The sequence below is a fragment of the Rhizobacter fulvus genome (assembly GCF_964020785.1).
This window is the reverse complement of sequence record NZ_OZ224516.1, coordinates 850,032-876,197: the sequence shown is the minus strand read 5'-3', so window position 1 is coordinate 876,197 and position 26,166 is coordinate 850,032. Positions and strand designations below refer to the sequence as shown.

The following is a 26,166-nucleotide window of genomic DNA, read 5'->3' as shown; positions in this document are numbered from 1 at the left end:
TTGCAGTGTCGATGAAACTTCGATAAATTGTCAATAAATTATCAACGTTTCGAAGGCTGCCGTTGAAGGACTCCCGCGCCACCGCCAAATCGTCCGCCAAGGGCAAGGCGCATTCGCGCGGCATCGTCTCGTCGTCGCACCTGGTCTCGCCCAAGAGCGTCGAGCTGTCCGAGTTCGAGTTCGGCATGATCGTCGCCTGGAACGCGTTCTCGCGGTGGGCGATGCGCTGCATGGCCGCGGCCGGCTGCCCCGATCTGACGATCACCGACGTCCTGGTGTTGCACCACCTGGCGCACCGCGAGCGCAACAAGAAGCTGGCCGACATCTGCTTCGTGCTGAACTACGAGGACACCCACGTGGTCGCGTATTCGCTCAAGAAGCTCGTCGCCGCCGACCTGGTGCGCGCGGAGAAGGTCGGCAAGGAGGTGCTCTACAGCCCGTCGCCGGCCGGCGAAGCGGCAGTGCGCCAGTACCGCGAGGTCCGCGAGGCCTGCCTGATCGACAACCTCGACGCCGAGCGCAATGCCGACATCGGCGAGATGGCGCGGCTGCTGCGCACGATGTCCGGCATGTACGACCAGGCTGCGCGCGCGGCGACCTCGTTGTGACCCACGAACTCGGCGTGCTGATGCTCGACACGCGCTTTCCGCGCGTCGTCGGCGACATCGGCAACCCGCTGACGTTCGACTTTCCGCTGCGATACCGCGTGGTGCGCGGCGCCTCGCCGCAGCGTGTCGTGCGGGAACGCGACCCGGCGCTGCTGCAGCCCTTCATCGACGCGGGCCGCGCGCTGGTCGACGAGGGCGCCACCGCGATCGCGACCAGCTGCGGCTTCCTCGTGCTGTTCCAGCGCGAGCTGCAGGCGGCGCTGCCGGTGCCGGTGTGGACCTCGAGCCTGCTGCAGCTCCCCGGTCTGCGCGACGCGGGCGTCGTGACTGCCGAGGGCGCCTCGCTGACAGTCGATCATCTGCGCGCCGCGGGCGCCGCGACCGATACGCCGGTCGAGGGGCTCACCGCCGGCAGCGCCTTCCACCGCACGCTGCTGAACGACGAACCGGCACTGGACACCGACGACGCCCGCGCCCAGACCGTGGCCGCCGCGGCGCGCCTGGTGGCCCGCCACCCGGGGCTCTCGACGATCGTGCTCGAATGCACCAACATGCCGCCGTACGCCGCCGCGGTGCGCGCCGTCACCGGTCGCACCGTGCTCGACATCACCACGCTGCTGCGCCAGCGCTTTCAGGGACTCTCCAGATGACAAGCCTCTCCACCCCCAAGCGCTGGCAGTTCTGGATCGACCGCGGCGGCACGTTCACCGATGTCGTCGGCAAGCGCCCCGACGGCACGCTCGTGACCCACAAGCTGCTCAGCGAGAACCCCGAGCAGTACCGCGACGCGGCGGTGGCCGGCATCCGCCACCTGCTCGGGCTGCAGCCAGGCGAGCCGGTCACGCCCGATCTCGTCGAGTGCGTGAAGATGGGTACCACTGTGGCGACCAACGCGCTGCTCGAACGCAAGGGCGAGCCGACGCTGCTGGTCACGACCAGGGGCTTCCGCGATGCGCTGCGCATCGGCTACCAGGAGCGGCCGCGCATCTTCGACCGCCACATCGTGCTGCCCGAACTGCTCTACACGCGGGTGATCGAGGCCGCCGAACGCATGGGCGCGCACGGCGACGTGGTGCAACCGCTCGACGAGCTGCACCTGCGCGAGCGCCTGTGGGCGGCGTTCGACGCCGGCCTGCGCAGCGTCGCGATCGTGTTCATGCACGGCTACCGCTACCCCGCGCATGAACTCGCGGCGCAGCGGCTCGCGAAGGAAGCCGGCTTCACGCAGATCAGCGTCTCGCACCAGGTCAGCCCGCTGATGAAGCTGGTCGGGCGCGGCGACACGACCGTGGTCGACGCCTACCTGTCGCCGATCCTGCGCCGCTACGTGGAGCAGGTGGCCGGCGAGATGCCGGGCGTGAAGCTGTTCTTCATGCAGTCGAGCGGCGGGCTGGCCGACGCGCACGCGTTCCAGGGCAAGGACGCGATCCTCTCCGGCCCGGCGGGCGGCATCGTCGGGATGGTGCGCACGGCGCAACTGGCCGCAGACGATCTCGGCACGTGGAATGGCAACGAACACACGAGTGTTCGGGTCATCGGCTTCGACATGGGCGGCACGTCGACCGACGTCAGCCACTTCGCCGGCGAGTTCGAGCGCGCGTTCGAGACCCGGGTGGCCGGTGTGCGGATGCGCGCACCGATGATGAGCATCCACACGGTGGCGGCCGGCGGTGGTTCGGTTCTGTCGTTCGACGGCGCGCGGTTTCGCGCCGGGCCGCAGAGCGCCGGCGCCAACCCCGGGCCGGCCTGCTACCGGCGCGGCGGGCCGCTGGCGGTGACCGACGCGAACGTGATGCTCGGCAAGATCCAGCCGGCCTACTTTCCGGAGGTGTTCGGGCCGCAGGCCAACGAGCGGCTGGACGCCCAGGTGGTGACCGACAAGTTCACCGCGATGGCCGCCGAGATCGAAGCGGCGACCGGCGTGAAACGCAGGCCGGAGGAAGTGGCCGAAGGCTTCGTCGACATCGCGGTCGGCGCGATGGCCAACGCGATCAAGAAGATCTCGGTCGCGCGCGGCTACGACGTGACGCGCTATGCACTGCAATGCTTCGGCGGCGCCGGGGGCCAGCACGCCTGCCGCGTGGCCGATGCGCTCGGCATGAACCGCGTGTTCGCCCATCCGCTGGGCGGCGTGCTGTCGGCCTACGGCATGGGGCTGGCGGACCAGAGCGTGATGCGCGAGGCGGCCATCGAGCTCGTGCTCGATTCAATCCCAGGGCAGCCGCTGGCGGCGGCCCTCGACGCCGTCACCACGCGCGTCGATGCGCTCGCGCACGAGGCCGGCGACGAGCTGACGCGCCAGGGCGTCAGCAGCGGTCAGGTCCAGATCCACCGGCGCGTGCACGTGCGCTACGAGGGCACCGATTCGGCGCTGGTCGTGCCGTTCGGCAGCGTCGACCAGATCCGTGCCGCGTTCGAGGCGGCGTACCGTCAGCGCTTCGCGTTCCTGATGAGCGAGCGGCGGTTGATCGTCGAGGCCGTCTCCGTCGAGGCCGTCGGCGCCGGTGACGCACCGGCCGAGCCGCGTCACGCCATCGAGGCCGGTGGCGCCGCGCCATCGGCCGCGACCGTGCAGCTGTTCAGCGGCGGCCGCTGGTGGGACGCCGCGCTGGTGGTGCGCGAGTCCACGCGTCCCGGCCATCTGATCGATGGCCCGGCGATCATCGCCGAGAAGAACGCGACCACCGTGGTCGAGCCCGGCTGGCAGGCGCGCGTGACCGCGCTGGACCACCTGGTGCTCGACCGCGTGCAGCCGCGCGAGGCGCGCCGCGCGATCGGTACCACGGTCGATCCGGTGATGCTCGAGGTCTTCAACAACCTGTTCATGAACATCGCCGAGCAGATGGGGTTGCAGCTGCAGAACACTGCGTATTCGGTCAACATCAAGGAGCGGCTCGATTTCTCGTGCGCGCTGTTCGACGCGAGCGGCAACCTGATCGCCAACGCGCCGCACATGCCGGTGCACCTGGGTTCGATGAGCGAGTCGATCAAGACGGTGGTTGCGCGCAACGCCGGCTCGATGCAGCCGGGCGATGTGTACGTGCTGAACGACCCGTACCACGGCGGCACGCACCTCCCGGACGTGACGGTCGTGACGCCGGTCTGGGATGCCGACAACGCGAGCATCCTGTTCTACGTCGGCTCGCGGGGCCACCACGCCGACATCGGCGGCGTGACGCCGGGCTCGATGCCGCCGTTCTCGACCCGCATCGAGGAAGAGGGCGTGCAGATCGACAACGTCAAGCTGGTCGATCGCGGCGTTCTCCGCGAGGCCGAGATGCTCGCCCTGCTGAGCAGTGGCGCGCACCCGTCGCGCAACCCGCAGCAGAACCTCGCCGACCTGAAGGCGCAGATCGCCGCGAACGAGAAGGGCGTGCAGGAACTGCGCAGGATGGTCGAGCAGTTCGGGCTCGACGTGGTGCAGGCCTACATGGGCCACGTGCAGGACAACGCCGAGGAATCGGTGCGTCGCGTGATCACGAGCCTGAAGGACGGCGCATTCACGCTGCCGCTCGACAACGGCGCGCAGATCAGCGTCGCGATCCGCGTCGATGCCGCCGCGCGCAGCGCCGAGATCGACTTCACCGGCACCTCCGCGCAGCTGACCAACAACTTCAACGCGCCGACGGCCGTTTGCATGGCCGCGGTGCTGTACGTGTTCCGCACGCTGGTGAACGACGACATCCCGCTGAACGCGGGCTGCCTGAAGCCGCTGAAGGTGATCATTCCCGATGGCTCGATGCTGAACCCGCACCCGCCCGCCTCGGTGGTGGCCGGCAATGTCGAGACCTCGACCTGCATCACCAACGCACTCTACGGGGCGCTCGGCGCGATGGCCGCGGGGCAGTGCACGATGAACAACTTCACCTTCGGCAACGCACGCTACCAGTACTACGAGACGATCTCGGGCGGCTCGGGCGCCGGGCCCGACTTCGACGGCACGAGCGTCGTGCAGACCCACATGACCAACTCGCGGCTGACCGACCCGGAGGTGCTCGAATTCCGCTTCCCGGTGCGCCTGGACAGCTACGAGATCCGCAAGGGCTCGGGCGGCACCGGCTTGCATAAGGGCGGCGACGGCGGCGTGCGGCGCGTGCGCTTCCTCGAGCCGATGACGGCGTCGATCCTGTCCAACGGCCGTCGCCACGGCGCGTTCGGCATGGCGGGTGGTTCGGCCGGGCAGCCCGGCATCAACCGGGTCGAGCGGGCCGACGGCACGCGCGAAGCGCTGGATCACATCGGCTCGGTCGAGATGGCGCCGGGCGACGTGTTCGTGATCGAGACGCCGGGCGGAGGCGGTTTCGGCGAACAACCCGCGTAAGGCGGGGTCATCGCATCCGACCCAGCCGTGCGGGCGTACAAAATACGCGTCGTCGATCATCTTCCGTGGAGAGCACCCATGAACACCCGCCTCATCGCATCCAGCGCGCTCGCGTCCGTCCTCGCCATGGGCGTGCTGTCGGCGGCCCATGCCGCCGACGACAAGGGCAAGGAGAAGGAGAAGTGCTACGGCATCGCCAAGGCCGGCACCAACGACTGCGCCAACCTGTCCGGCAGCCACTCGTGCGCCGGCCAGAACAAGACGGCGATGGCGCCTGACGAGTGGAACTACGTCGCCAAGGGCACCTGCGAGAAGATCGGCGGCAAGTCCGAAGCCGAAGCCAAGGCGATGATCGCCAAGAAGTGATGCTCGGGCAGGACGCGCTGGCCGCGCCGGCCGCGTCCGTCGGCATCGGCCTGCGCCAGCCGCATTACGCGGCATTGTTCGAGACGCTGCCGGCGCTCGGCTTCGTCGAGGTTCATTCCGAGAACTTTTTCGCCGACGGCGGCGCCGCGCTCGCGGTGCTGCGCCAGGCGCGCGGGCACTACCCGGTCAGCCTGCATGGCGTCGGTCTCGCGCTGGGCTCGGCGGTGGGCGTCGACCGGTGGCACCTGGAGCGCCTGGCGCGGTTGGTCGAGCGGATCGAGCCGCTGCGCGTCTCCGACCACGCCTGCTTCGCGCGTGCGGCATCGGGCCACGGCGCGCCGGTGCACCACGCGAACGACCTGCTGCCGATCGCGTTCACGCCCGCCGCGCTCGACATCATGGTCGCGAACGTCCAGCAGGTGCAGGATCGGCTCGGCCGCACGATGCTGGTCGAGAACCTGTCGGCGTATGTCTCGTACGCGGACGATGCGATCGGCGAGCCCGCGTTCCTGACGCAGCTGTGCCGGCGCAGCGGCTGCGGCCTGCTGCTCGACGTCAACAACCTGATGGTGAACGCGCTGAACGCCGCCGAGGTCGATCCGCTGGCCGCCTGCCGCGCGTTCGTCGATGCGCTGCCGCCGGGCATCGTCGGCGAGATCCACCTGGCCGGCTACTGCGAGGCCGAGGGCCTGGTGATCGACGACCACGGCAGCCGCGTGCGGCCTGACGTGTGGGCGCTGCACGAGCACGCGCTGCGCCGCTTCGGCGCGGTGCCGACGCTGGTGGAGTGGGACACCGACCTGCCGGCATTCGAGCAGTTGCTCGACGAGGCGCGGCACGCCGCGGCGATCGCGTGGCGGGTCGCGACGTCATGAACGACGAGGCGCGGCGGCAGCGCGCGATGCTGGCAGCGATCGCGTCGGCCGATGCGGCGGCGCTTGCCTTGCGCGAGTCGGGCGGACGCGCGGCGCGCGGACTGGAGGCGTACCGCGCCAACGCCGAGTCGATCGCCGAGCGCGCACTCGCGGCCGCGTTCCCGACGGTCAAGGCCCTGGTCGGCGCCGATGACTTCATGCACCTGGCGCGCGAGTTCCGTCATGAACACCCGCCGCAGCGCGGCGACCTCGGCGAGTGGGGCGAGGCGCTGCCGGACTGGGTCGCCACGCACCGCGGGCTCGCCGCCTGGCCGTGGCTCGGCGACAGCGCGCGGCTCGACTGGGCGCTGCACCGCAACGAGCGTGCCGAAGACGCGGTGCTCGCGGCGGCCTCGCTGTCCCTGCTCGAATCCGCCGATCCATCCCGGCTGTGGATACGGCTGATGCCCGGCGCCGCGCTGCTGTGCTCGCGCTGGCCGATCGCGACCCTCCATGCCGCGCACCAGCTCGCGGGCGAGGCGGCCGACCGGGCCTTCGAGCAGGTGCGCGCGGCGATCGCCGCCGAACGCGCCGAGCAGGTGCTCGTCGCGCGTCGCGGCTGGCGGGCGGTGGTGCATCCGCTCGATGCGGTCACGGCCGCCTGGACCGAGGACTTGCTGGCCGGCGTGAGCCTCGGGAGCGCGCTCGAACGCGCCGGTGACGGGTTCGACTTCGCGGCTTGGCTCGCCGATGCGCTGCGCGAATCGTGGCTGCGTGGCGTGACCGACGAGCCGCCGGTCAGTCGCGCGGCCTGAAGCCGATCACGAACACCGGCGGCGCGCGGCCGTTGTCGAGCGGCAGCATCTCGGTGCGCTCGATCGCGCGCAGCACCGCATCGTCCCAGACCTTGGCGCCGCTGCTCTGCACCAGGCGCTTCGCGATGATCGTGCCGTCGGGCGCGAGCTTGACCTCGACCTCCGCGCGCGGATTGCCGTCGACCGGGTCGGTCAACAGGATGTTCGGCTTGATGCGGGCCATCACGCGACCGGCGTAGTTGGCCGACGGCGCGCTGCTGCGCAGCGCGGTGCCGGTGTCGGTCGAGCCGCCGGTGGCGCCCACCATTCCCTTCATGCGCTGCAGCTGCTGTTCGCGGATCGCCGCGAGCCGCGCGGCTTCCGCCTTCTCGGCTTTCTCGTTCTTCGCCTGCTCCAGCCTGGCTTGCTCGGCTTTCGCCTTGGCCTGCTCCGCCTTCAGCTTCTCGGCCCTCTCGCGTTCCTTCTCCTTTTCCTTCTTCAGCGCGAGTTCCTGCTTCTCGCGCTCGGACTTCTCGCGCTCGATCTTTTCCCGCTTCTCCCGCTTCAGTTCCTCCTGCTCGGCGGCGACGCGCTTCGCCTCTTCCTTCTTCGCCTTCTCGATCGCGATCTGCGGGTCGGGAAGCGTCGGTGTGGGCGGTTTCGCGACAACGGGCTCGGGCGGCTTCGGCGCGGGTTTGGCGACCGGCTCGGCCCGTTGCACCGGCGTCGGCTCGGGCGGTGGCGGCGGCTCGACGGCACGCGGCGCTGCGGCCTGCGGCGTCGCCGACCAAAGCTCCGCGGCGACCGTGGCCGGCTCGTCGCTGCGCCAGTTGACGCCGAACGCGAGCGCGAGGATCAGCAGCAGGTGCGCCAGCACCGCCAGCGTGATCGCGCGGCCGCGCACGCGCGGCGCCTTCGGCATGAACGGGTCACGAGTCAGCGCGCTGTCCATCGGATGGCCTCAGGGCGCACCGTTCTTGACCGACAGGCCGACCCGTTGCACGCCGGCGCGCTGCAACGTGTCCATCACCTTCACGACGGTTTCGTACTTGACGTTCTTGTCCGCCGAGATCACCACCGGCGTGTTCTTGTCGCCGCCTTGCGATTCGGTGACGCGGGACGCCACGTCGCGCATCGCGACCGGCGCACCGTCCTTGCCGTCCAGGCGCAGCTTGACCTTGTCGTCGCTGCCGACGACCAGCTCGACCACGTGCTCGGGCCGTTTCGAGCTCTTGCCGACGCTCGGCAGGTCGACGACGCCGGTCGTGATCAGCGGCGCGGTGACCATGAAGATGATCAGCAGCACCAGCATCACGTCGATGAACGGGACCATGTTGATCTCGTTGATCGTGCGACGGCGCGAGCCGCTGCCGCGGTGGCTGACGGCCGGCATGTCAGGCGTGCGCCGGCGCGCCGGCGTTGCGTTGCAGGATGTTCGAGAACTCCTCGATGAAGGTCTCGAGCTGGATGGCGATGCGGTCGATGTCGCGCGCGAAGCGGTTGTACGCGATCACCGCCGGGATCGCGGCGAACAGGCCGATCGCGGTGGCGACCAGCGCCTCGGCGATGCCCGGCGCGACGGTCGCGAGCGTCACCTGCGTCATGTTCGCCAGGCCCACGAACGCGTGCATGATCCCCCAGACCGTGCCGAACAGGCCCACGTACGGCGAGACCGAGCCGACCGTCGCCAGAAACGACAGGTGCGCCTCGATCGTGTCGAGCTCGCGCTGGAAGCTCGCGCGCATTGCGCGGCGCGCGCCGTCGAGCAGCGCGCCGGCGTCGGCGACGCGGCGCTCGCGCAGCTTCATGAACTCGCGCATGCCGGAGGCGAAGATGCGCTCCATCGGCGAGCCGTCGGTGCGCTTGACGGCGTCAGCGTACAGGTCGTTGATGTTCTTGCCGGCCCAGAAGTCGCGCTCGAACTCCTCGTTCGCGGCGCGCACCCGCTTCAGGCCGAAGAGCTTGCCGAAGATCACGGTCCAGCTCGCGAGCGAGGCGATCATCAGGCCCGCCATCACGAGCTGGACGACGAAGCTCGCCTGGGTGACGAGGGTGAGGATCGAGAAGTCTTGGTTCATGTAGGCAGCGATTCGACGATCGCGTTCGGAATGCGTTGGGGTCTGAAAGTTCCGGCATCGACACAGCCGATGCGGATCGTGCCTTCGGCGAGCAGTTCCTCGCCCGCGGCGGTCTGACGCCAGGCCTGCTGCGCGATCGTCATCTGGGCGCGGCCGGCGTGGCGCACCTCGACCGTCACGGCGACCAGGTCATCGAGCCGGGCCGGGCGCAGGTAGCGCACGGTCGTGTCCGTCACGATGAAGACCACACCGGTCGCGGCGCGCATCGCCTCCTGCTGGTGGCCGAGCGAGCGCAGCCATTCGGTGCGCGCGCGCTCGAAGAACTTCAGGTAGTTGGCGTAGAAGACGACGCCGCCGGCATCGGTGTCTTCCCAGTAGACGCGCAGTTGGAATCGGTACGGCGGGGTGTCGCGGGTGGAACGCTGATGCATCGGCGTGGATTATCGCCGCTGCGCTCAATCCCTCGCTTTGAGCCAGACGGGGCCCCACAGCGGATGCCCGGCCTCGGCCCGGGTCAGCGCGAAGGCAGGGTCGTCGCGCCGCGCGGCGCGGAACTCGGCCTCGCAGGCCGGCACGCGCTGGCTGGTGCAGTAGATGAACGCGAGGTGCTTGCGGGCCGCGGCACGATCGCGCGGCGAGGCCAGGCCGGTCGCCAGGGCCTGCTTCAGCTGCGCCTCGGCCTGCACGTACTGGCCGTCGTCGTAGGCCCGCATGCCGCCGAGCAGCGCCTTCTCGGCAGGGCGTTCGGCCACGTCCATCAGGCCCGGTGACGGCGCCGGAGGAAGCGCACAGCCACTGATGGACAGCGCGACGAGCGCGGGGGCCGGCCAGCGCATGCTCAAAACCGGTGCCGCAACATGACCGGCTTGTCGGGCGTGACGTTGACCTGCACGTCGTGCGTCGGCAGGTCGCTGTTGCGTACGACGATCCGGTGCACGCCGGCGGGCAGGGTCAGTTCGGTCAGCGGCGGGGTGGTGCCCGCGACCCGGCCGTCGACCTCGATCTCGCCCCAGGGGCTGACGGCGACGCGGACCGTGCCGGTGGCAGCGGGTGCGCTCGGCGAGGGGGCGCGAAGGTCGCGCTCGCGTGTGCGCTTCGCCGGCATCTCCTTCGCGACGCGTGGGTGGGCCGCAGGCAGCGCGCGCGGGGGCGACGACGCGGCGGTTGGTCTCGCGTCGGCGATCGGCAGCGGGGGCGCCGCGGTCGCTGGCGACTCCGGCGGCGGCACCATCGCGGGCTTCGGCGCCGGGGTGGACGACGCGGTCGCTGTCACGGCGACCGGTGCGCCCCGCGCGATCTCGTTCGACCGCCATGCGATGAGACCGCCCGCCGCCAGCAGCACGAACGCGCCGATGCCGAGCGAAAAGGCGCGCCGCGGTGCGGGCGTCGCATCCGAGGTGTCCACCTCGATGCTGACTGTGTTCTCGTCGAGCCAGTGGCGCAGTTCGCGCGCGAACGCGCGAGCGGAGCGGAAGCGCTGGTCCGGGTTCTTCGCGAGCGCCCGGGCGGTGATCGCCGCCAGCGCGGGCGGCACCGCGGGGTCGATCTCGTTCGCGGGCAGGGGTTCGTGCCTCAGCACCGCGGCGGTGATCTCGTCCAGCGTGTGGCCGCGGAACGGCTTCTGGTCGGTCAGCAATTCGTACAGGACGACGCCGAGCGAGAACACGTCGGCGCGCCGGTCGACCGACTCCTGGCGCGCCTGCTCCGGCGCCATGTAGTACGGCGAGCCGGCGGCGATCTCGCCGCTCGGGCCGCCGTGCAGCGCATCGTGCTGGTGGGCGACCCGCGCGATGCCGAAGTCCAGCACCTTGGGCTGCGTGCGGCCGATCATGAAGATGTTGGCCGGCTTCACGTCCCGGTGCACCACGCCCTTGCTGTGCGCGTAGCCGAGTGCATCGGCGACGCGGCGCACGATCAGCGCCGCCTGCTCGGGCGTGGCGCGCCAGCCCTCCTGGCGCAGCTGGCGCAGGTCGCGGCCCTTGAGCAGCTCCATCGCGATGTAGGCACGGTCGTCGCTGATGCCGGCGTCGAACACGGTCACGATGTTGGCGTGGTTCAGGCCGGCGGCAGCGCGCGCTTCGTTGAGGAAGAGCGCGTTGAAGGACGCGCGCTCGGCCTCGCGGACTTCGACATGCAGCGTCTTCACCGCGATCAGGCGCGACAGCAGCGGATCGTGCGCCGCGTACACGGTGCCGATCCCGCCCTCGCCGAGACGGTGCTTGAGCGCGTAGCGGCCGATGTGGCCGATGGTCGGGACGCTGCCGGACGGCGCGTGGCGCCGAGGCGGCCAGTCCGCCGCGGCCGCGCTGCGCGGATCGGTGTCGTCCCAGGGGCCGGTGTCGGCCGGCTGCGGCAACGACGCGTCGCCCGGCCGGGACGCGTGTGGAGGGTCGAGCGGTGTCACGCGGGCAGCTTAGCCGAGCGATCCCGGCACGAATGCACGAACAGGGCGGTGGAGACCGGCTACGTCACATGTGCTCACCAATCAGGTGCGTGAGCTCGGCGGGTCTTCGGCGCCGGCGCCACACGGCGCGCGTCCTGCGTCTAGAGTGCGAGCCGCAGCCGCTCGACGGCTTCCTGCAGGCGCGCCATCGAGCTCGCGTACGACAGGCGCACGAAGCGCTCGGTCGCGTGGCGGCCGAAGTCGCGTCCCGGCGTGATCGCGACGTGCGCGCGGCGCATCACGTCGAAGGTGAAGTCCCAGCTGTTCGCGCAGGACGCCGAGAAGTGCGCCGAGCAGTCGGCCCAGGCGTAGAACGCGCCGTCGGGCTGCACCGGCACCGGCAGGCCGAGCGCGCCGAGGGCCGGCACGAGGAAATCCCGCCGCGCACGGAACGCCGCGCGGCGGCGCTCGTACTCGGCGATCGACTCGGGCTCGAAGCAGGCCAGCGCCGCGTATTGCGCGACCGTCGACGGGCAGATGTAGAGGTTCTGCGCGAGCTTCTCGATCGCCGGCACCAGCGCATCGGGCACGACCAGCCAGCCGAGCCGCCAGCCGGTCATCGAGAAGTACTTCGAGAAGCTGTTGATCGAGATCACGTCGTCGCCGTGGCCCTGCCCGTGGGCGAGCGCGCTGTGGCCGTAGCGCTTGTCGAAGCTCAGGCCGAGATAGATCTCGTCGACCAGCGTAAAGCCGCCGCGCGCGCGCACCGCGGCGGCGATGCGGCTCATCTCGTCGGGATCGATCGAGGTGCCGGTCGGGTTCGACGGCGAGGCCAGCAGCACGCCGCGGGTGCGCGGTGTCCACGCTGCCTCGACGCTGCGCGCGTCGAGCTGGAAGCGGGCCTCGGCCGAGGCCGGCAGCAGCACCGGCACGCCCTCGGCGGCGGCCACGAAGTGGCGGTTGCAGGGGTAGCTCGGGTCGGGCAGCAGCACCTCGTCGTCGCGGTCGACCAGCGCCAGGCAGGCGAGTTGCAGCGCGGCCGAGGCCCCTGCGGTGATCACGATGCGGCGCGGCGCGATGTCCAGCCCGAAGCGCTGCGCGTACCAGGCGCTCAGGCGCTCGCGCAGCTCGGGCAGGCCGGTCGCGTCGGTGTACTGGGTGCGGCCGTCGCGCAGCGCGCGCTCGGCGGCCTGCTGCACCAGCGGCGGCGCGGTGAAGTCGGGCTCGCCGATGTTCAGGAACAGCATCGGGCGGCCGCCCTGGCGCGGGTCGCACGCCGGGCTGTCGGCGAGCTCGCCGGCCGCCTTGGCGCACTCCATCACATAAAACGGCTCGATGTGCTCGAGCCGCGACGCAAGCTTCATGGCACCCGGCGCGGCGGGCCCCGTCATCTCGCGGCGCGCGCCGCCGCGACCTCGACCGGCCGCAGGTCGATCGCCGCCTTGTCCAGCACGCCGTTCACGTACTTGTGGCCGTCGGTGCCGCCGAAGGCCTTGGCGAGTTCGACCGCCTCGTTGATCGCGACCTTGTACGGGATCTCGATGCAGTGGGTCATCTCGTACGCGCCGATCATCAGCACGCCGTGCTCGATCGGCGAGAGCTGCGTGGTCTTGCGGTCGACGTGGCGCGCCAGGACCGCATCGAGCGCCGAGGCTTCGAGGATGCAGCCGTGCAGCAGGGCGTCGAAGTGAGCGGCGTCGCATTTGTCGAAGCCGTCCTGCTCGCGCATGTGGGCATCGATCAGGCCGGCCTCGGCGCCGGAGACCAGCCATTCGTACAGGCCCTGCAACGCCAGCTCGCGCGAGCGGCGGCGCGCGGACTTCGGGCGCGTCGGCTTGCCCGCGGGCTTCTTCTTCGCGGCGGCGGGTGCGGCGGGTGCGGCGGGGGTGTTGGGTTCGGTCACGACAGCGCTTCCATCAGGTTCGCCATCTCGACGGCCACGCGGGCGGCGTCGCGCCCCTTCTCTTCGGCGCGGGCCCAGGCCTGCGCTTCGTCCTCGACCGTCAGGATCGCGTTCGCGATCGGAACCTCGTGGTCGAGGCCGACCCGCGTGACTGCGGCGCCGCTCTCGTTGGCGACCAGCTCGAAGTGGTAGGTCTCGCCGCGGATGATGCAGCCGAGCGCGACCAGCGCGTCGAAGTCCTCACTCTCGGCCATCGCGTTCAGTGCGATGCCGATCTCGAGCGCACCCGGCACGGTGACGTGCTTGATGTGCTTCGCCGCGACGCCGAGCGCCTGCAGTTCGGCCACGCACTGGGCGGCGAGCCGGTCGGTGATCGCGGCGTTGAAGCGCGCCTGCACGATGCCGATGCGCAGGTCGCGTCCGTCGATCTCCGCCTGCATGCCGCCGGCGGTGGTGTCGCTCTTGTCAGCGTCTTGCACGTTGAATCCTTGTCATGAATGTTCGGGGGCGATGAAGCCGGTGACCTCGAGGCCGTAGCCGGTCATGCTGGGCATGCGGCGCGGGCTGCCGAGCAGCCGCATCCGCGCGATGCCGAGCTCGCGCAGGATCTGCGCGCCGATGCCGTAGGTGCGCAGGTCCATCTGGCCGACCGGGCGGGTTTCGCCGTTCGACGGCGGCAGCACATGGGGCACCAGGGCCGCCACGTCCTCGCCGCAGTTCAGCAGCAGCGCGGCGCCGCGCGGCTCGGCCTGCAGGCGCGCCAGCGCCTTCGGCAGCGGCCACGAGTGCTGGCAGTTGGCGCCGACATCGAGCAGGTCCATCACCGACAGCGGCTCGTGGACGCGCACGAGCACTTCGTCGGCGGCAGTCCATTGGCCCCTGGTCAGGGCCAGGTGCAGCCCGCCGGTGCGGTCGCGGAACGCGCTGCAGTCGAATTCGCCCTGCGCGGTGACGAGCGGGCGGCGGCCGACGCGCTCGATCAGCGTCTCGTGCCGGCTGCGGTGTTCGATCAGGTCGGCGATGGTGCCGATCTTCAGGCCGTGTTCGTGTGCGAACGCGATCAGGTCGGGCAGGCGCGCCATCGTGCCGTCGTCCTTCATCACCTCGCAGATGACCGACGCCGGCGACAGGCCGGCCATGCCGGCGAGGTCGCAGCCGGCCTCGGTGTGACCGGCGCGCATCAGCACGCCGCCTTCCTGGGCGCGCAGCGGGAAGATGTGGCCGGGCTGGACCAGATCGCTCGCCTTCGCGTCGCGGGCGACCGCGGCCTGCACGGTCCGCGCGCGGTCGGCGGCCGAGATGCCGGTGTCGACGCCGGTCGCGGCCTCGATCGAGACGGTGAACGCGGTGCCGTGGCGCGTGCCGTTGCGCGCGGTCATCGACTGCAATTGCAGGCGGTCGCAGCGTTCGGGCGTCAGCGTGAGACAGATCAGGCCGCGGCCGAAGCGCGCCATGAAATTGATCGCTTCGGGGGTGACGCAGTCGGCGGCGATCACGAGATCGCCTTCGTTTTCGCGGTCTTCCTCGTCGACGAGGATGATCATGCGGCCCGCTGCCAGCTCGGCGACCAGCTCGGGAATCGGGGAAATGGCCATCCTCGAATTGTAGGTGGCCGCCCCCGGCCCGCCGCGTGCGCCGTTCAGCCGGCCTTCGGGGCGGTCAGCATGCGTTCGACGTAGCGCGCGATCAGGTCGATCTCGAGGTTGACACGCCGGCCTGCCGCCAGCGTACCGAGCGTCGTGTTCTCGAGCGTATGCGGGATCAGGTTGATGCTGAGCTCGCACCCGGTGGCGCCATCGATCACGCGGTTGACCGTCAGGCTGACGCCGTTGACCGTGATCGACCCCTTGTAGGCGATGAAGCGCGCGAGATCGCGCGGCGTCTCGATGCGCAGCTCCCACGACTCGCCGACCGGCGCGAAATGGGTCACCCGACCGATGCCGTCCACGTGGCCGCTGACCAGGTGCCCGCCGAGGCGATCGTTGGCGCGCATCGCCTTTTCGAGGTTGACGGGGCCTGGTTCCGACAACCCCGCGGTCTTGTCGAGGCTCTCGTGCGAGATGTCGATTGTGAAGCGGCCTGCGGCGGCATCGAAAGTCGTGACCGTCATGCAGGCGCCGTTCAGCGCAATGCTGTCGCCGAGCTGCACGTCGTCGAGGTAGCCGGCGGGCGTCTCGATCGTCAAGTGCTTGCCGTGGGAGGCGTCGCTGCCGAGCGCGCGCGAGTCGGTGATGCGGCCGAGGCCGGTGATGATGCCGGTGAACATGCGTCGATTATCTCAAGCGGACGCCGGACGGGCGATCAGGCGCAGGTCGTCGCCCATCGGCGTGACGCTCACGAAGCGCAGCGCGAGGCTGTCCTGCAGCGTCTGCAACGGCCCGAACGCAGCCAGCTCGCGGCCGAGGCCGAGCAGCCTGGGCGCCATGTAGATCAGGAACTCGTCGACCAGCCCTTCGCGAACGAACGAGCCGTTGAGCTTGTGGCCGGCCTCGACGTGCAGCTCGTTGACGCCGCGCGCCGCCAGGTCGGCGAGCATCGCGGGCAGGTCGACCTTGCCGGTCGGGCCCGGCACCAGCGCGATCTGCGCGCCGCGGGCCTCGAGCGCGGCGCGGCGCGCCGGGTCGGGGCCGGCGGCGACGATCAGCACGCTGCCGGGCGCGTCGAGGATGCGGGCGGTGGGCGGCGTGTCGAGCCGCGAATCGACGATCACGCGCAGCGGTTGCATGGCCGTCTCGACCAGCCGCACGTCGAGCCGCGGGTCGTCGTCGAGCACGGTGCCGACGCCCGTCAGCACCGCACCTGCGCGCTTGCGCCAGGCGTGGCCATCGGCGCGCGCCGCCGGGCCGGTGATCCACTGGCTGACGCCGTTGGTCAGCGCGGTGCGGCCATCGAGCGAGACCGCGGCCTTCAGGCGCACCCACGGCCGGCCGCGTTCGATGCGCGAGAAGAAGCCGATGTTCAGCTCGCGCGCGGCATCGGCCAGCTCGCCCTGGATCACCTCGATGCCGGCGGCGCGCAGCCGCGCCGCGCCCTGGCCGGCGACCTGCGGGAACGGGTCTTCCATCGCCATCACGACGCGGGCAACGCCGGCCGCGATCAGCGCGTCGCAGCACGGCGGCGTGCGGCCGTGGTGCGCGCAGGGTTCCAGCGTGACGTGGACAGTGGCGCCGCGCGCGGTGGCGCCGCGCGCGGCGACGTCGCGCAGCGCCATCACCTCGGCATGCGGCCCGCCGGCCTGCTGGGTGTGGCCGCGGCCGAGCACGCGGCCGTCCGGCGCGACGATGACGCAGCCGACGCGCGGGTTCGGCTCGGTCAGCCCGATCGCGGCGCGCGCCAGCGCCAGGGCCTCGTGCATCGGGGTCTCGAAGCGATCGCTCATGGCTGGTGCGGCGCGGTGCTCACATCGACGGACAGGCCCGTATTGTTGCCGGTCGGGCAGGCGGCGCTGCCGGAAACGACGAGGAAGTTCTGGTTCGTCAGGCTCGTCGTGAGATCGCGGTAGTCGGCCGGATGCTCGGCATTGGCGTCGATCGCGCCGCTGCGGTCCAGGTCGGACGTGTAGCGGCACACGCGCCAGGCGCCATCGACGGTGCCGAGGGACCAGCCGCTCGGCTGCACGATGGTGCGGCCGGACCAGCGTGCCGTCGCACCGGGGAAGACGGCACAGTGGTAGCGGGCGAAGCGCTCGCCGGTGTCGGTCCAGGTCGCCACACCGAGCAGGGCCGGCAGCGCGGCGATCGGCACGACCTCGAGGTGCCGGCCGCCGACGCGCTCGACCGCGACGGCCTTCATCGCCTCGCTGCCGCACAGCGCCGCGATCGGGTCGGTGCCGGTGGTCGGTTGGGCGACCATCGTGAACGGCAGCGGCGCGTCGTTGGCGTGCGACGGATCCGGCGGAACGGCCGCCGTGAAGCGCACGGTCCCGGTGATCAGCAAGCCGGCGGCGGTGGTGTCGCAGGGGCCGAGGTGGGTGGTGGTCAGGTCGCGCGTCGCGATGCCCGGGTCGATGCCGGTGCAGCGGCCGACGACCAGGCCGGTGACGTTGTCGAGCAGCAGCGCGAGGTCGCCGGCCGCCTCCAGCTTCAGCGCGCTGCGGCCGTTGCCCAGATCCTTGGCGAGGATCGGGATCCGCGGCGATCGGCCGGCGGCGCCGCGCGCCAGCGATTCGGTTCGCGCCAGCCCGAGCGCCGCGCCGAGCGCGGGCGATTCGCGCGCGATGACGCTCGCCAGCGTCAATACCTGCGGATTGCTGCTGCGGTCGGTCCAGGTCAACTCGACGGCCACCCGCTTCGCGGCCGTGGTGGGGTCGTCTGCCACCCGGCGCGTCAGCGTGTAGTGCGTGCCGTTGGTGTCGACCGCGCGGCTCGCCGGGGCGATCGCGTCGAACGAGCGCAGGCCGATGGCATCTTCGATGACGGCGAACGCACGCAGCGTCTCGACCTCCGACTGCGCGAGCCGCACCGCCTCGCCGTGCTGGCGGGCCACCTCGGCGCGCAGGCGAAGCTGCTTCGGCAACTGCGCGAGCGCGACCAGGCCGAGCGCGAGGACGAGGAACGCGATCAGGGCTTCCAGCAGGGTGAAGCCGCGCTGACGCGGGCGGCGAAGGGTCGGAACGGTCGTCATGGTCGTCTCGTCAGTGGTCGCGCCAGCTGCCGGGCACGCGCGCAAAGCTGCCCGCGCGGACTCGCAGCAGGTCCAGCACGGCGGCGTCGTAGGCCAGGTCGGGCGAGGCGTCGCCGCGGTAACCGGCCTGCGGGACGAGCGCGCCGCGCACATTGCCGCCAGCGGCGCCGGTCCACGCCAGCGCGCCCGTGGCATGCAGCAGGCCGGTCAGCGCGACGGCGCCGTCGAAGCCGACGTTGCCGTCGACGACGATCAGCGCCGGTCGCGTGGTGCTGCCCAGCGTCAGCGGGCCGCTCAGCGTCAGGTCGCCGTTGACGTGGATCAGCGCACCGTCGGCCGCGTCGTCGAGCGCCGCGACGACCGCGCCGCGGCAATCGACACGGCAATCGATGTGGCGAACCGCCGACTGCCCCCGCCACGCGGGCGGGTCGATGCCGAACAGCGCAGCGAACAGGCGGCTCGCGTCGAGCGCACTCAGCGCCGCGTCGTGGTCGATCATCGCGTCCGCGATCGACGCGCCGGGCGCCGCGCCCAGGCGCGCCTGCGGGGCGACGATGGCGCCGCCGGCGTCGACGGCCATGCCGGTGCGCGGATCGGCATTGGCCAGACCGATCGCGGCGTTGCCGGCCTCGACGTCGCCACGTGTGGTCAGCGTCGCGGCCGGCGGCGTTCGCAGGCCGCCGATCAGGCCGAGCGCGGCGTGGACGGTCGCGGTCGCATCGGCACGCGTGCCATTGCCGGCGAGGCATGCCGCCGCCGCGCCGCTGCAGCCGGTCGCGGTCACGCCGACCACGCCCGGCACGTCGGTCGCCTCGAAGGCGATGACGAACGACGGCGCCGTGGCGGCGCTTGCGGCAGGCAGCACGGGCGCGCCCTGCGACGGGCAACTGCACGACCACGCTTCGTCGCTGCGCACGCACGCGGCCTGCAGCGGTCCGGACGCGCGGTCCGGCACGGCGGACCGTGGCGTGACGAGCCCGGTGCCGGGTGCGATCGCCAGGTAGCGCATGCGGAAGGACGTGGCCGCTGCGTCGGCGGTCGGCGTGCAGTCGGCGCCGATCGACCGGTTGGCATTGAGCTGCGCGGTGGCCCATTCGAGACCGGCCTCGGCCGCCTCGAACGCCTGGGTGGCACGCACGCCGTTGCTGGCGCTGCGCTGCTCGAACAGCAGGTCGCGGTTCGCGAGCGCTACCGCGAGCGCCATCGCGAGCAGCAGCAGCACGGTGACGACCAGTGCCGCCGCCCCGCGCTGGCGGTGGGCGAGTGCGCGTGCGGTCGCGGTCATGACGCGCAGGCGCCGCTCGGCGCGTCGTTGCGCAACCGCACGTCGTGGCGCAGCTGGCGCGTCACGCGGGCGTCGGCCACGAGATGACCCGTGATCTCGATGCCGAGGCTGCGCACCTGGAGCCGAGGCGGGCACGCAGTGCTTCCGGCCGCGCAGGGCGCGGCGCAAAAATCGCCGAGCGGGAGCGTCTGCACCTGCGGCGTCACGGTGAACGCGGTGACCTGCAGCGTGCCGGCATCGGTCAGCGCCTGCCAGTTGCCGGCGCCGAGCTGGATCTCGATCACCGCGTTGCGCAAGCGAAAGCCGAACTGCTCGTTGCCGTCGACCGCATGGTTCTCCACGGCGTCGCGCGAGTAGCTGAAGCTCACGACATCCGAAGCCGCGCCGTCCGGCGCGAGCGCGAGGTAGGGGTTGGCCGCGGCACCGGCCGCGCCGGCGATCCACACGCCGTCCGCCGCGTTGCCCGATGCGCCGGCGCGTCGCAGGTCGCGGGCGATCAGGTCTGCCGCGGTGCGCAGGTCCTGCAGCAGGCGCGCCTCGAGCACCAGCGCACGGCTCTCGCGCAGTTGCGCGGCGAACAGCGTCGCGGCCGCCGCGGCAACCAGCAGCGCGATCGCGACGCCGACCAGCAGCTCGACCAACGTCAGGCCGCGCTGCCTCATCACAGGCTCCAGCAGCGGCGGTTCGCGGCGGTGTCGTTGGCGACGCTCGCGTCCGGGCCCGAGGCCCGCTCGACGTTCAGGCCGCTGCTCGTCAACTTCAGCACCCGGCAGGCCGCGTCGCGCGCCTGCGGGCCCACGGCCGTCGCGACCGCCGTGTAGCCGGTCGCGCTGGTCGCGCTCACCTCGAGCGTGTAGTGACCGGCCGGCGAGCGCGCCGGCACGCGAATCTCCGCGAGCGAGCCATACGCGCTGGACTGGCCGCGGAAGGCTTCCTGCGCGAGCTGTACCTGCGCCGTCGCGACCAGCGCATCGCTGCGGCGCGCCTTGTCCAGCACACCTTCGAAACTCGGCAGCGCGACGCTGGAGAGCACGCCGGCGATCGACACGGTCGCCATCAGTTCGATCAGCGTGAAGCCGCGCTGGGCGGTGCGGGGGAATTGGGGGACGGTCATGACGTGGTCTCCAGAGAAGTTCAGCAAGCGCGATAGCCCGGCACGGCACCGGCGGGCGAGCAGCTGCGCACCCGGCCCATCACGTTGACGATGTGGTGGATCGCTCGATCGCGCGTGCCGATCACGCGCAGCGTGCCGGTCGGGCTGCTGGTGCCGTGGACCGGGTCGAACAGGATCGAGCCGACGTTGGCCTGCAGCGCGACCCGCTCGGTCCCGTTCAGGAACACGGTTCGCAGTGCGTTCGCGGCACCGCTGCAGACGGCCGCGCCGGTCGGCGCGCAGGTGCAGGCGTCGGCCGCGCCGGTGTGCACCACGTAGCACGTGCCGCCAGCGACCGGCCGCACGCTCAGGCGCAGCGCCGCGTTGCGAGCGACCGTCTCCGTGCGCGTGAAGCGGATGTCGGTCGCGAGCTGCGTGGCGGCGGCATCGAGTCGGCGCGCGTCGACCACCGCCTGAAGGCTCGGCGCCGCGGTGCCCGCGACGACGGCGATGACCGCCAGAACGGTGGCCGCTTCGACCATCGAGACGCCGCGCTGGCGCGCGGGCCGGGAAGAGAAGGGAATCATCTGTGCGCTCCGGGGTGTGAACCGATGCACAGAATTTAGAGACCCGGCCATCGGGCCGCGCCCCGCAGAAGGGGGAGCGCGTCGGCCCCCTCGCGGGCGTCCCCGCGGGTTTTCGCGGACATTCACCCCCCGGCCGGGGGCTCGAGTCAGGGCGTCAAATGTCGCGAATGAGCTGACGAAACTCGTCGACGTCCTCGAAGCTGCGGTAGACGGACGCGAACCGCACGTAGGCGACCTTGTCGATCCGCTTGAGTTCGCGCATCACCAGTTCGCCCAGTCGGGTCGACGGCACTTCCTTCGCGCCGCTGTTGAGCAGCTTGTCCTGGATGCGCTCCATCGCGGCGTCGATCTGCTCGACGCTGACCGGCCGCTTGCGCAGCGCCAGCGTCATCGACGCGCGGATCTTCGACGGGTCGAAGTCGGCGCGCGTGCCGTCCTTCTTGACGACCGACGGCAGCGCGATCTCGGCCCGCTCGTAGGTCGTGAAGCGCTTGTCGCAGCTGTGGCAACGCCGCCGCCGGCGCACCACGTCGCCCTCGTCCGAGTCGCGGGTCTCGACGACCTGGGTCTCTTCGTGGGAGCAGAAGGGGCAGCGCATGACCCCGCCCTCGCGTCAGTTGCGGTAGACGGGGAAGTCCTTGGTCAACACCGCGACCTTCGCCTTCACCGCCGCGGTGACCGCGGCGTCGTTCGGCTTGTCGAGGATGTCGGCGATCAGGTGCGCGGTCTGGCGCACCTGCTCTTCCTTGAAGCCGCGCGTGGTCATCGCCGGGGTGCCCAGGCGGATGCCGCTGGTGACCATCGGCTTCTGCGGGTCGTTCGGGATGCCGTTCTTGTTGCAGGTCATGTGGGCGGCGCCCAGGAGGTTCTCGGCTTCCTTGCCGGTCAGGTTCTTCGGGCGCAGGTCGACCAGCATCACGTGCGACTCGGTGCGGCCGCTGACGATCCGCAGGCCGCGCTCGATCAGCGTGTCGGCCAGCACGACCGCGTTCTTCGCGACCTGCTGCTGGTAGGTCTTGAACGCCGGCTGCAGCGCCTCGTGGAAGGCGACCGCCTTGGCGGCGATCACGTGCATCAGCGGCCCGCCCTGGATGCCGGGAAAGATCGCACTGTTGATCTTCTTCGCGATCGCCTCGTCGTTCATCAGCACGATGCCGCCGCGCGGGCCGCGCAGGGTCTTGTGGGTGGTCGAGGTGACGACGTCGGCGTGCGGCAGCGGGTTCGGGTAGACGCCCGCGGCGATCAGGCCGGCGTAGTGCGCCATGTCGACCATGAAGAACGCGCCGATGTCCTTGGCGACCTTGGCGAAGCGCGCGAAGTCGATGTGCAGGCTGTACGCCGACGCGCCGGCGATGATCAACTTCGGCTTGTGCTCGTGGGCCAGGCGCTCCATCGCGTCGTAGTCGATCGCTTCCTCGGCAGTCAGGCCGTAACTGACGACCTTGAACCACTTGCCGCTCATGTTCAGCGGCATGCCGTGGGTCAAGTGGCCGCCCTCGGCCAGGCTCATGCCCATGATGGTGTCGCCGGGCTGCAGCAGGCCGAAGAACACCGACTGGTTGGCCTGCGAGCCCGAGTTGGGCTGGACGTTCGCGAACTGGGCGCCGAAGAGCTGCTTCACGCGGTCGATCGCCAGTTGCTCGGCGATATCGACGAACTCGCAGCCGCCGTAGTAGCGCTTGCCGGGATAGCCCTCGGCGTACTTGTTGGTCAGCTGGGTGCCCTGCGCAGCCATCACGGCGGGCGAGACGTAGTTCTCCGAGGCGATCAGTTCGATGTGCTCTTCCTGGCGCTGATTCTCGCGCTGGATGACGGACCAGATCTCGGGGTCGACACCGGCGATGGTGGATTGGGCGCGGTCAAACATGGTTGGCAGTCCTCTTCAAGCGAAGTCCCCGGGTGAAGCGCCTGCGTGCTGCATGCGCCCCCGAAGCTGCCCAGGCGAACGGCTGAACGGTGCCGCTCTCTCGGCTGGCACCGACCGCGCTTCCCGGTGGTCATCCACCTCAGGCCCCGGCTCGAGTTCCCGGTTCAGGGAGCGAGGGGGCCGCATCGCCAGTCGCGCGGCCCCGCCAGTGTAGCGGAGCCGGCGCCGGGATCAGCGCAGCATTGCGATCTGTTCGGGCGTCTGCGCGGCGGCCTCGGCCTTCGGCGCGGCGTCCGAGTCCGCCTTCGGCGCGACCGGCGCGCTCGTCAGGATCGCTCTGGGTGGCTGCACCGGCACGCTCTTGCCACTGGCCACGAGGCGCAGCGCGCGCTGCTCGCTCAGCACCTTGCTGGCATAGCCGCCGTCGTCGGTCAGGTTGGCGGCCCCGACATAGAAGCGCAGCCCGGCTTCGAGCCCGCCGGCGCGCGTGATGCACTCCTTCAGCACCTGCACGCCGACCCGCAGGTTGGTCACCGGGTCGAATGCCGCGTGGTTGCCGCCGAAGGCCTCGTACTTGTCGTTGTGGACCTTGGTCATGACCTGCATCAGGCCCTGGGCACCCACCGAGCTTTGCGCGAACGGATTGAAGCTGGACTCGACGGCCATGATCGCCAGGATCAGCGTCGGGTCGAGTCCGGCCTTCTGGCCGACGCTCCACGCCTCCTGCACCAGTCGGCTGACCGGCTCCGGGGCGACGCGGTACTTGCGCGACAGCCACAGCGCGACCGACGCCTGCTGGCGATTCAGGCCCTTGGGGTCCGACGCGGTGGCGCGGGCGATCGCATCGGGCTCGCTCAATTCGGCGGCCAGCGGATCGACCGGCTCGGCGCGCGCTTCCTGGCGTGTCTGCAGCCAGTCGAGCGCGCGAGCCTCGACCTCGTGCCGCACATCGGCGCGAGTGGCGCCGAACACGACCAGCGCGGCGAGCACGAAGCCCAGCAGGGCCAGCGTGTTGTGGCTGACCTCGAGCAGGCCATGGCCGGCGTCGCGCAGGAACACCGAGACCGACTGCACCGTGGCCCGGCGCACGGTGCGCGCCGCGGCCACGAATCCCGTCGCGGACTGGTCCGCGGCCTCGTGCGCCGCGCCAATCATCTGGCGGTATGCCATCGTCACTCCTTCTTCGCCGAAGCCTCGATCGGGAACCGCTCGCGGGAGCGTGACCGGCCGATGGCGGCGACGATAATTGTTGGCCCACCGCAGAGGCTGCACGTCGAGGGTGCATGCCCAGCGATCGGCTGGCAGGGTCCGCGCCGGAAAGGTGAATCGCCTGCCGGCACCCGAACGATGCGGCCTGCGGGTAATCCCTGCCGGACCCGAGAGAGGCGGAATCTAGCAAGTGGCTTCATAACCAGTCAAGACTATCAATCGCTTCTCTAACTACTTTTAAATATGAAATATCGCGACTTGCGTGACTTCATCGACGGCCTGGAACGGGCCGGAGAGCTCCGGCGGGTCGCAGAGCCAGTCTCCGCGCGGCTGGAGATGACAGCGGTCAGTGACTTCGTTTTGCGCCAGGGCGGGCCGGCCTTGTGGTTCCAAAACCCGCCGGGTTACAAAATTTCGGCCTTGACAAACCTGTTCGGCACCCCGAGGCGGGTCGCGATGGGCATGGGCGCCGAGGACGTGACCGAGCTCCGCGACATCGGCCGGCTGCTCGCCAGCCTCAAGGAACCCGAGCCGCCGAAGGGCCTGAAGGACGCCGGCAAGTTGCTCGGCATGGCCAAGGCGCTGTGGGACATGAAGCCCTCGCTGGTGCGCAAACCCGCCTGCCAGGAGGTCGTGTTGCAGGGCGCCGAGGTCGATCTCGGCCTGCTGCCGGTGCAGACCTGCTGGCCGGAGGACGCCGGCCCGCTGATCACCTGGGGCCTGGTGATCACGCGCGGCCCGCAAGGCGGGCCGGCGGCGCGGGCGCGCCAGAACCTGGGCATCTACCGCCAGCAGGTGATTGCGAAGAACCAGGTGATCATGCGCTGGCTGGCCCACCGGGGCGGAGCGCTGGACTTCCGCGATTACGCGCTGGCCAAGCCGGGCCAGCCGTTCCCGATCGCAGTCGCGCTCGGCGCCGACCCGGCGACGATCCTGGGCGCTGTCACGCCGGTGCCCGACACGCTGTCCGAATACCAGTTCGCCGGCCTGCTGCGCGGCAGCCGCACCGAGCTGGCCGACTCGGGGGTCGGCGATGCCGGCGTGATGCTGCAGGTGCCCGCCAGCGCCGAGATTGTGCTGGAGGGCCACATCCCGGTGGCGGCGAAGGGCTTCGTCGGTGTCAGCGCGCACGGTGTGCAGGTCAAGGAGATCAACGGCTACCTGCATGCGCTGGAGGGGCCGTTCGGCGACCACACCGGCTATTACAACGAGCAGGACTGGTTCCCGGTGTTCGAGATCGCGCGGATGACCCACCGGGCCGACCCGATCTACCACTCGACCTACACCGGCAAGCCCCCCGACGAGCCGGCGATCCTGGGCGTCGCGCTGAACGAGGTCTTCGTGCCGATCCTGCAGAAACAGTTTCCGGAGATCGTCGATTTCTACCTGCCGCCCGAGGGCTGCAGCTACCGGATGGCGATCGTCAGCATCAAGAAGAGCTACCCCGGCCACGCCAAGCGGCTGATGTTCGGCATCTGGAGCTTCCTGCGCCAGTTCATGTACACCAAGTTCATCGTCGTGACCGACGACGACGTCGACATCCGCGACTGGAAGGAAGTGATCTGGGCAGTCACCACCCGAATGGACCCGGCGCGAGACACCACGCTGGTCGAGAACACGCCGATCGACTACCTGGATTTCGCCTCGCCGGTCAGTGGCCTGGGCGGCAAGATGGGGCTGGATGCGACCAACAAGTGGCCCGGCGAGACCAGCCGTGAATGGGGCCGCGCGATCCGCATGGATGCCGCCGTCGAGGCGCGTGTGCAGGACGTGCTCGCCACGATCATGAAACCGCCGCGCTGACAAGAGGGAACGCGCTAGTTTGTCGCGCTTGAACCCGCGCGGTCCAGGTTCTAAGGTTGTTGAGCCTGCATGCAGGCAATCCCACGGGCGCAGTCACTGCGCTCAAGGCACCCCGGACCTCATTCCTCCGGAATGCCAAATGGTGGCGAGAGCCGCCCGCCCCTCCGATCGAAAGGCCGGAGGGGTTTGTCTTTTTGAGGGCGGGCCGCCGCTCCTCAGGCCGACTTGGCTCGCGTCGGTGCAGCGGCGGGTGCGCTGCCGGTCGGGCTGCGCTGCTCGCGCAGCTGACGCTTCAGCGCCTTGGCGCGTTTCTGCTTTTGCCGGCGGATGCCGCGGTCCTTGTCTGCGCTCATGGCTGTCTCCTGGGGGTATGTGGGGGAGCCGCGGTTTTA

The 26,166-nt window shown here is 70.7% G+C and carries 28 protein-coding genes and 1 riboswitch; of the genes, 7 read left to right on the top strand and 21 right to left on the bottom strand.

Going from position 1 to position 26,166, the window contains the following annotated elements:
• Window positions 1–62: 62 nt before the first annotated feature.
• The 6 genes from ACWH49_RS04320 (at window position 63) to ACWH49_RS04295 (ending at window position 6,964) form a co-directional block, all read left to right on the top strand.
• Window positions 63–608: a winged helix DNA-binding protein gene (locus ACWH49_RS04320; protein ID WP_448170337.1), complete on the top strand. Its 546-nt coding sequence runs from the start codon at window positions 63–65 to the stop codon at window positions 606–608.
• Window positions 605–1,258, top strand: coding sequence for an aspartate/glutamate racemase family protein (locus ACWH49_RS04315; protein WP_448170336.1), 654 nt, complete (start codon window positions 605–607; stop codon window positions 1,256–1,258). The genes ACWH49_RS04320 and ACWH49_RS04315 overlap by 4 nt, the downstream gene beginning before the upstream one ends.
• Window positions 1,255–4,929 (top strand): hydantoinase B/oxoprolinase family protein, encoded by a 3,675-nt coding sequence (locus ACWH49_RS04310; RefSeq protein WP_448170335.1) that lies wholly within the window; start codon window positions 1,255–1,257, stop codon window positions 4,927–4,929. Before ACWH49_RS04315 ends, ACWH49_RS04310 begins: the two co-directional genes overlap by 4 nt.
• Window positions 4,930–5,007: 78 nt before the next feature.
• Window positions 5,008–5,295: a BufA1 family periplasmic bufferin-type metallophore gene (locus ACWH49_RS04305; protein WP_448170334.1), complete on the top strand. Its 288-nt coding sequence runs from the start codon at window positions 5,008–5,010 to the stop codon at window positions 5,293–5,295.
• Window positions 5,295–6,170 (top strand): MNIO family bufferin maturase, encoded by an 876-nt coding sequence (gene bufB, locus ACWH49_RS04300; RefSeq protein WP_448170333.1) that lies wholly within the window; start codon window positions 5,295–5,297, stop codon window positions 6,168–6,170. The genes ACWH49_RS04305 and bufB overlap by 1 nt, the downstream gene beginning before the upstream one ends.
• The gene (locus ACWH49_RS04295) at window positions 6,167–6,964 is read left to right on the top strand and encodes an HvfC/BufC family peptide modification chaperone (protein WP_448170332.1); all 798 of its coding nucleotides are present in this window, start codon (window positions 6,167–6,169) and stop codon (window positions 6,962–6,964) included. The genes bufB and ACWH49_RS04295 overlap by 4 nt, the downstream gene beginning before the upstream one ends.
• Here ACWH49_RS04295 and tolA read toward each other — a convergent pair.
• The 20 genes from tolA to ACWH49_RS04195 form a co-directional block, all read right to left on the bottom strand.
• Window positions 6,948–7,895 carry a cell envelope integrity protein TolA gene (gene tolA / locus ACWH49_RS04290; protein ID WP_448170331.1) on the bottom strand — a complete coding sequence of 316 codons (948 nt, stop codon included), beginning with the start codon at window positions 7,893–7,895 and terminating at the stop codon, window positions 6,948–6,950. The two genes, ACWH49_RS04295 and tolA, sit on opposite strands and share 17 nt — an antisense overlap.
• A gap of 9 nt (window positions 7,896–7,904) precedes the next feature.
• A complete protein-coding gene (tolR, locus tag ACWH49_RS04285) occupies window positions 7,905–8,336 on the bottom strand; it encodes a protein TolR (protein WP_056464779.1) in 432 nt (143 codons plus the stop codon).
• Window position 8,337: 1 nt separating this feature from the next.
• Window positions 8,338–9,021, bottom strand: a complete 684-nt coding sequence (tolQ, locus tag ACWH49_RS04280) for a protein TolQ (RefSeq protein WP_056464776.1) — start codon at window positions 9,019–9,021, stop codon at window positions 8,338–8,340.
• Window positions 9,018–9,452, bottom strand: coding sequence for a tol-pal system-associated acyl-CoA thioesterase (ybgC, locus tag ACWH49_RS04275; protein WP_448170330.1), 435 nt, complete (start codon window positions 9,450–9,452; stop codon window positions 9,018–9,020). The genes tolQ and ybgC overlap by 4 nt, the downstream gene beginning before the upstream one ends.
• Before the next feature lie 24 nt (window positions 9,453–9,476).
• On the bottom strand, window positions 9,477–9,857 hold the full coding sequence (locus ACWH49_RS04270) for a TssQ family T6SS-associated lipoprotein (RefSeq protein ID WP_448170329.1): 381 nt from the start codon (window positions 9,855–9,857) through the stop codon (window positions 9,477–9,479).
• Window positions 9,858–9,859: 2 nt separating this feature from the next.
• Window positions 9,860–11,425 carry a protein kinase domain-containing protein gene (locus ACWH49_RS04265; protein ID WP_448170328.1) on the bottom strand — a complete coding sequence of 522 codons (1,566 nt, stop codon included), beginning with the start codon at window positions 11,423–11,425 and terminating at the stop codon, window positions 9,860–9,862.
• 140 nt (window positions 11,426–11,565) lie between these two features.
• Window positions 11,566–12,768, bottom strand: a complete 1,203-nt coding sequence (locus ACWH49_RS04260; protein WP_448170327.1) for a pyridoxal phosphate-dependent aminotransferase — start codon at window positions 12,766–12,768, stop codon at window positions 11,566–11,568.
• Between the two features lie 23 nt (window positions 12,769–12,791).
• Entirely contained in the window at window positions 12,792–13,307 is a 516-nt protein-coding gene (nusB, locus tag ACWH49_RS04255; protein ID WP_448170326.1) for a transcription antitermination factor NusB, read from the bottom strand.
• Complete coding sequence (gene ribH, locus ACWH49_RS04250) at window positions 13,304–13,747, bottom strand: 6,7-dimethyl-8-ribityllumazine synthase (RefSeq protein WP_056467112.1); 444 nt, start codon at window positions 13,745–13,747, stop codon at window positions 13,304–13,306. Before ribH ends, nusB begins: the two co-directional genes overlap by 4 nt.
• 51 nt (window positions 13,748–13,798) lie before the next feature.
• Window positions 13,799–14,902 (bottom strand): bifunctional 3,4-dihydroxy-2-butanone-4-phosphate synthase/GTP cyclohydrolase II, encoded by a 1,104-nt coding sequence (gene ribBA / locus ACWH49_RS04245; RefSeq protein WP_448170325.1) that lies wholly within the window; start codon window positions 14,900–14,902, stop codon window positions 13,799–13,801.
• A 44-nt stretch (window positions 14,903–14,946) separates the two neighbouring features.
• Window positions 14,947–15,573 (bottom strand): riboflavin synthase, encoded by a 627-nt coding sequence (locus tag ACWH49_RS04240; protein WP_448170324.1) that lies wholly within the window; start codon window positions 15,571–15,573, stop codon window positions 14,947–14,949.
• A 12-nt stretch (window positions 15,574–15,585) separates the two neighbouring features.
• On the bottom strand, window positions 15,586–16,686 hold the full coding sequence (gene ribD / locus ACWH49_RS04235) for a bifunctional diaminohydroxyphosphoribosylaminopyrimidine deaminase/5-amino-6-(5-phosphoribosylamino)uracil reductase RibD (protein WP_448170323.1): 1,101 nt from the start codon (window positions 16,684–16,686) through the stop codon (window positions 15,586–15,588).
• Window positions 16,683–17,930 carry a type IV pilus modification PilV family protein gene (locus ACWH49_RS04230; protein ID WP_448170322.1) on the bottom strand — a complete coding sequence of 416 codons (1,248 nt, stop codon included), beginning with the start codon at window positions 17,928–17,930 and terminating at the stop codon, window positions 16,683–16,685. The genes ribD and ACWH49_RS04230 overlap by 4 nt, the downstream gene beginning before the upstream one ends.
• Window positions 17,931–17,940: 10 nt before the next feature.
• Window positions 17,941–19,215 carry a PilX N-terminal domain-containing pilus assembly protein gene (locus ACWH49_RS04225; RefSeq protein WP_448170321.1) on the bottom strand — a complete coding sequence of 425 codons (1,275 nt, stop codon included), beginning with the start codon at window positions 19,213–19,215 and terminating at the stop codon, window positions 17,941–17,943.
• A complete protein-coding gene (locus ACWH49_RS04220; RefSeq protein WP_448170320.1) occupies window positions 19,212–19,877 on the bottom strand; it encodes a prepilin-type N-terminal cleavage/methylation domain-containing protein in 666 nt (221 codons plus the stop codon). Before ACWH49_RS04220 ends, ACWH49_RS04225 begins: the two co-directional genes overlap by 4 nt.
• The gene (locus ACWH49_RS04215; RefSeq protein WP_448170319.1) at window positions 19,877–20,329 is read right to left on the bottom strand and encodes a type IV pilin protein; all 453 of its coding nucleotides are present in this window, start codon (window positions 20,327–20,329) and stop codon (window positions 19,877–19,879) included. Before ACWH49_RS04215 ends, ACWH49_RS04220 begins: the two co-directional genes overlap by 1 nt.
• Before the next feature lie 20 nt (window positions 20,330–20,349).
• Entirely contained in the window at window positions 20,350–20,895 is a 546-nt protein-coding gene (locus ACWH49_RS04210; protein ID WP_448170318.1) for a GspH/FimT family pseudopilin, read from the bottom strand.
• Between the two features lie 154 nt (window positions 20,896–21,049).
• The gene (gene nrdR, locus ACWH49_RS04205) at window positions 21,050–21,493 is read right to left on the bottom strand and encodes a transcriptional regulator NrdR (protein WP_056464751.1); all 444 of its coding nucleotides are present in this window, start codon (window positions 21,491–21,493) and stop codon (window positions 21,050–21,052) included.
• Window positions 21,494–21,508: 15 nt separating this feature from the next.
• Window positions 21,509–22,762, bottom strand: a complete 1,254-nt coding sequence (gene glyA, locus ACWH49_RS04200) for a serine hydroxymethyltransferase (protein ID WP_448170317.1) — start codon at window positions 22,760–22,762, stop codon at window positions 21,509–21,511.
• Between the two features lie 61 nt (window positions 22,763–22,823).
• A riboswitch (ZMP/ZTP riboswitch) is annotated at window positions 22,824–22,968 on the bottom strand.
• Window positions 22,969–22,993: 25 nt separating this feature from the next.
• The gene (locus ACWH49_RS04195) at window positions 22,994–23,932 is read right to left on the bottom strand and encodes a lytic transglycosylase domain-containing protein (protein WP_448170316.1); all 939 of its coding nucleotides are present in this window, start codon (window positions 23,930–23,932) and stop codon (window positions 22,994–22,996) included.
• A 282-nt stretch (window positions 23,933–24,214) separates the two neighbouring features.
• Here ACWH49_RS04195 and ACWH49_RS04190 point away from each other — a divergent pair, with 282 nt between their 5' ends.
• Window positions 24,215–25,774, top strand: a complete 1,560-nt coding sequence (locus ACWH49_RS04190) for a UbiD family decarboxylase (RefSeq protein ID WP_448170315.1) — start codon at window positions 24,215–24,217, stop codon at window positions 25,772–25,774.
• Between the two features lie 215 nt (window positions 25,775–25,989).
• Here the strand turns inward: ACWH49_RS04190 and ACWH49_RS04185 are convergent, their stop codons facing one another.
• Window positions 25,990–26,127, bottom strand: a complete 138-nt coding sequence (locus tag ACWH49_RS04185; RefSeq protein ID WP_448170314.1) for a hypothetical protein — start codon at window positions 26,125–26,127, stop codon at window positions 25,990–25,992.
• Window positions 26,128–26,166 lie beyond the last annotated feature (39 nt).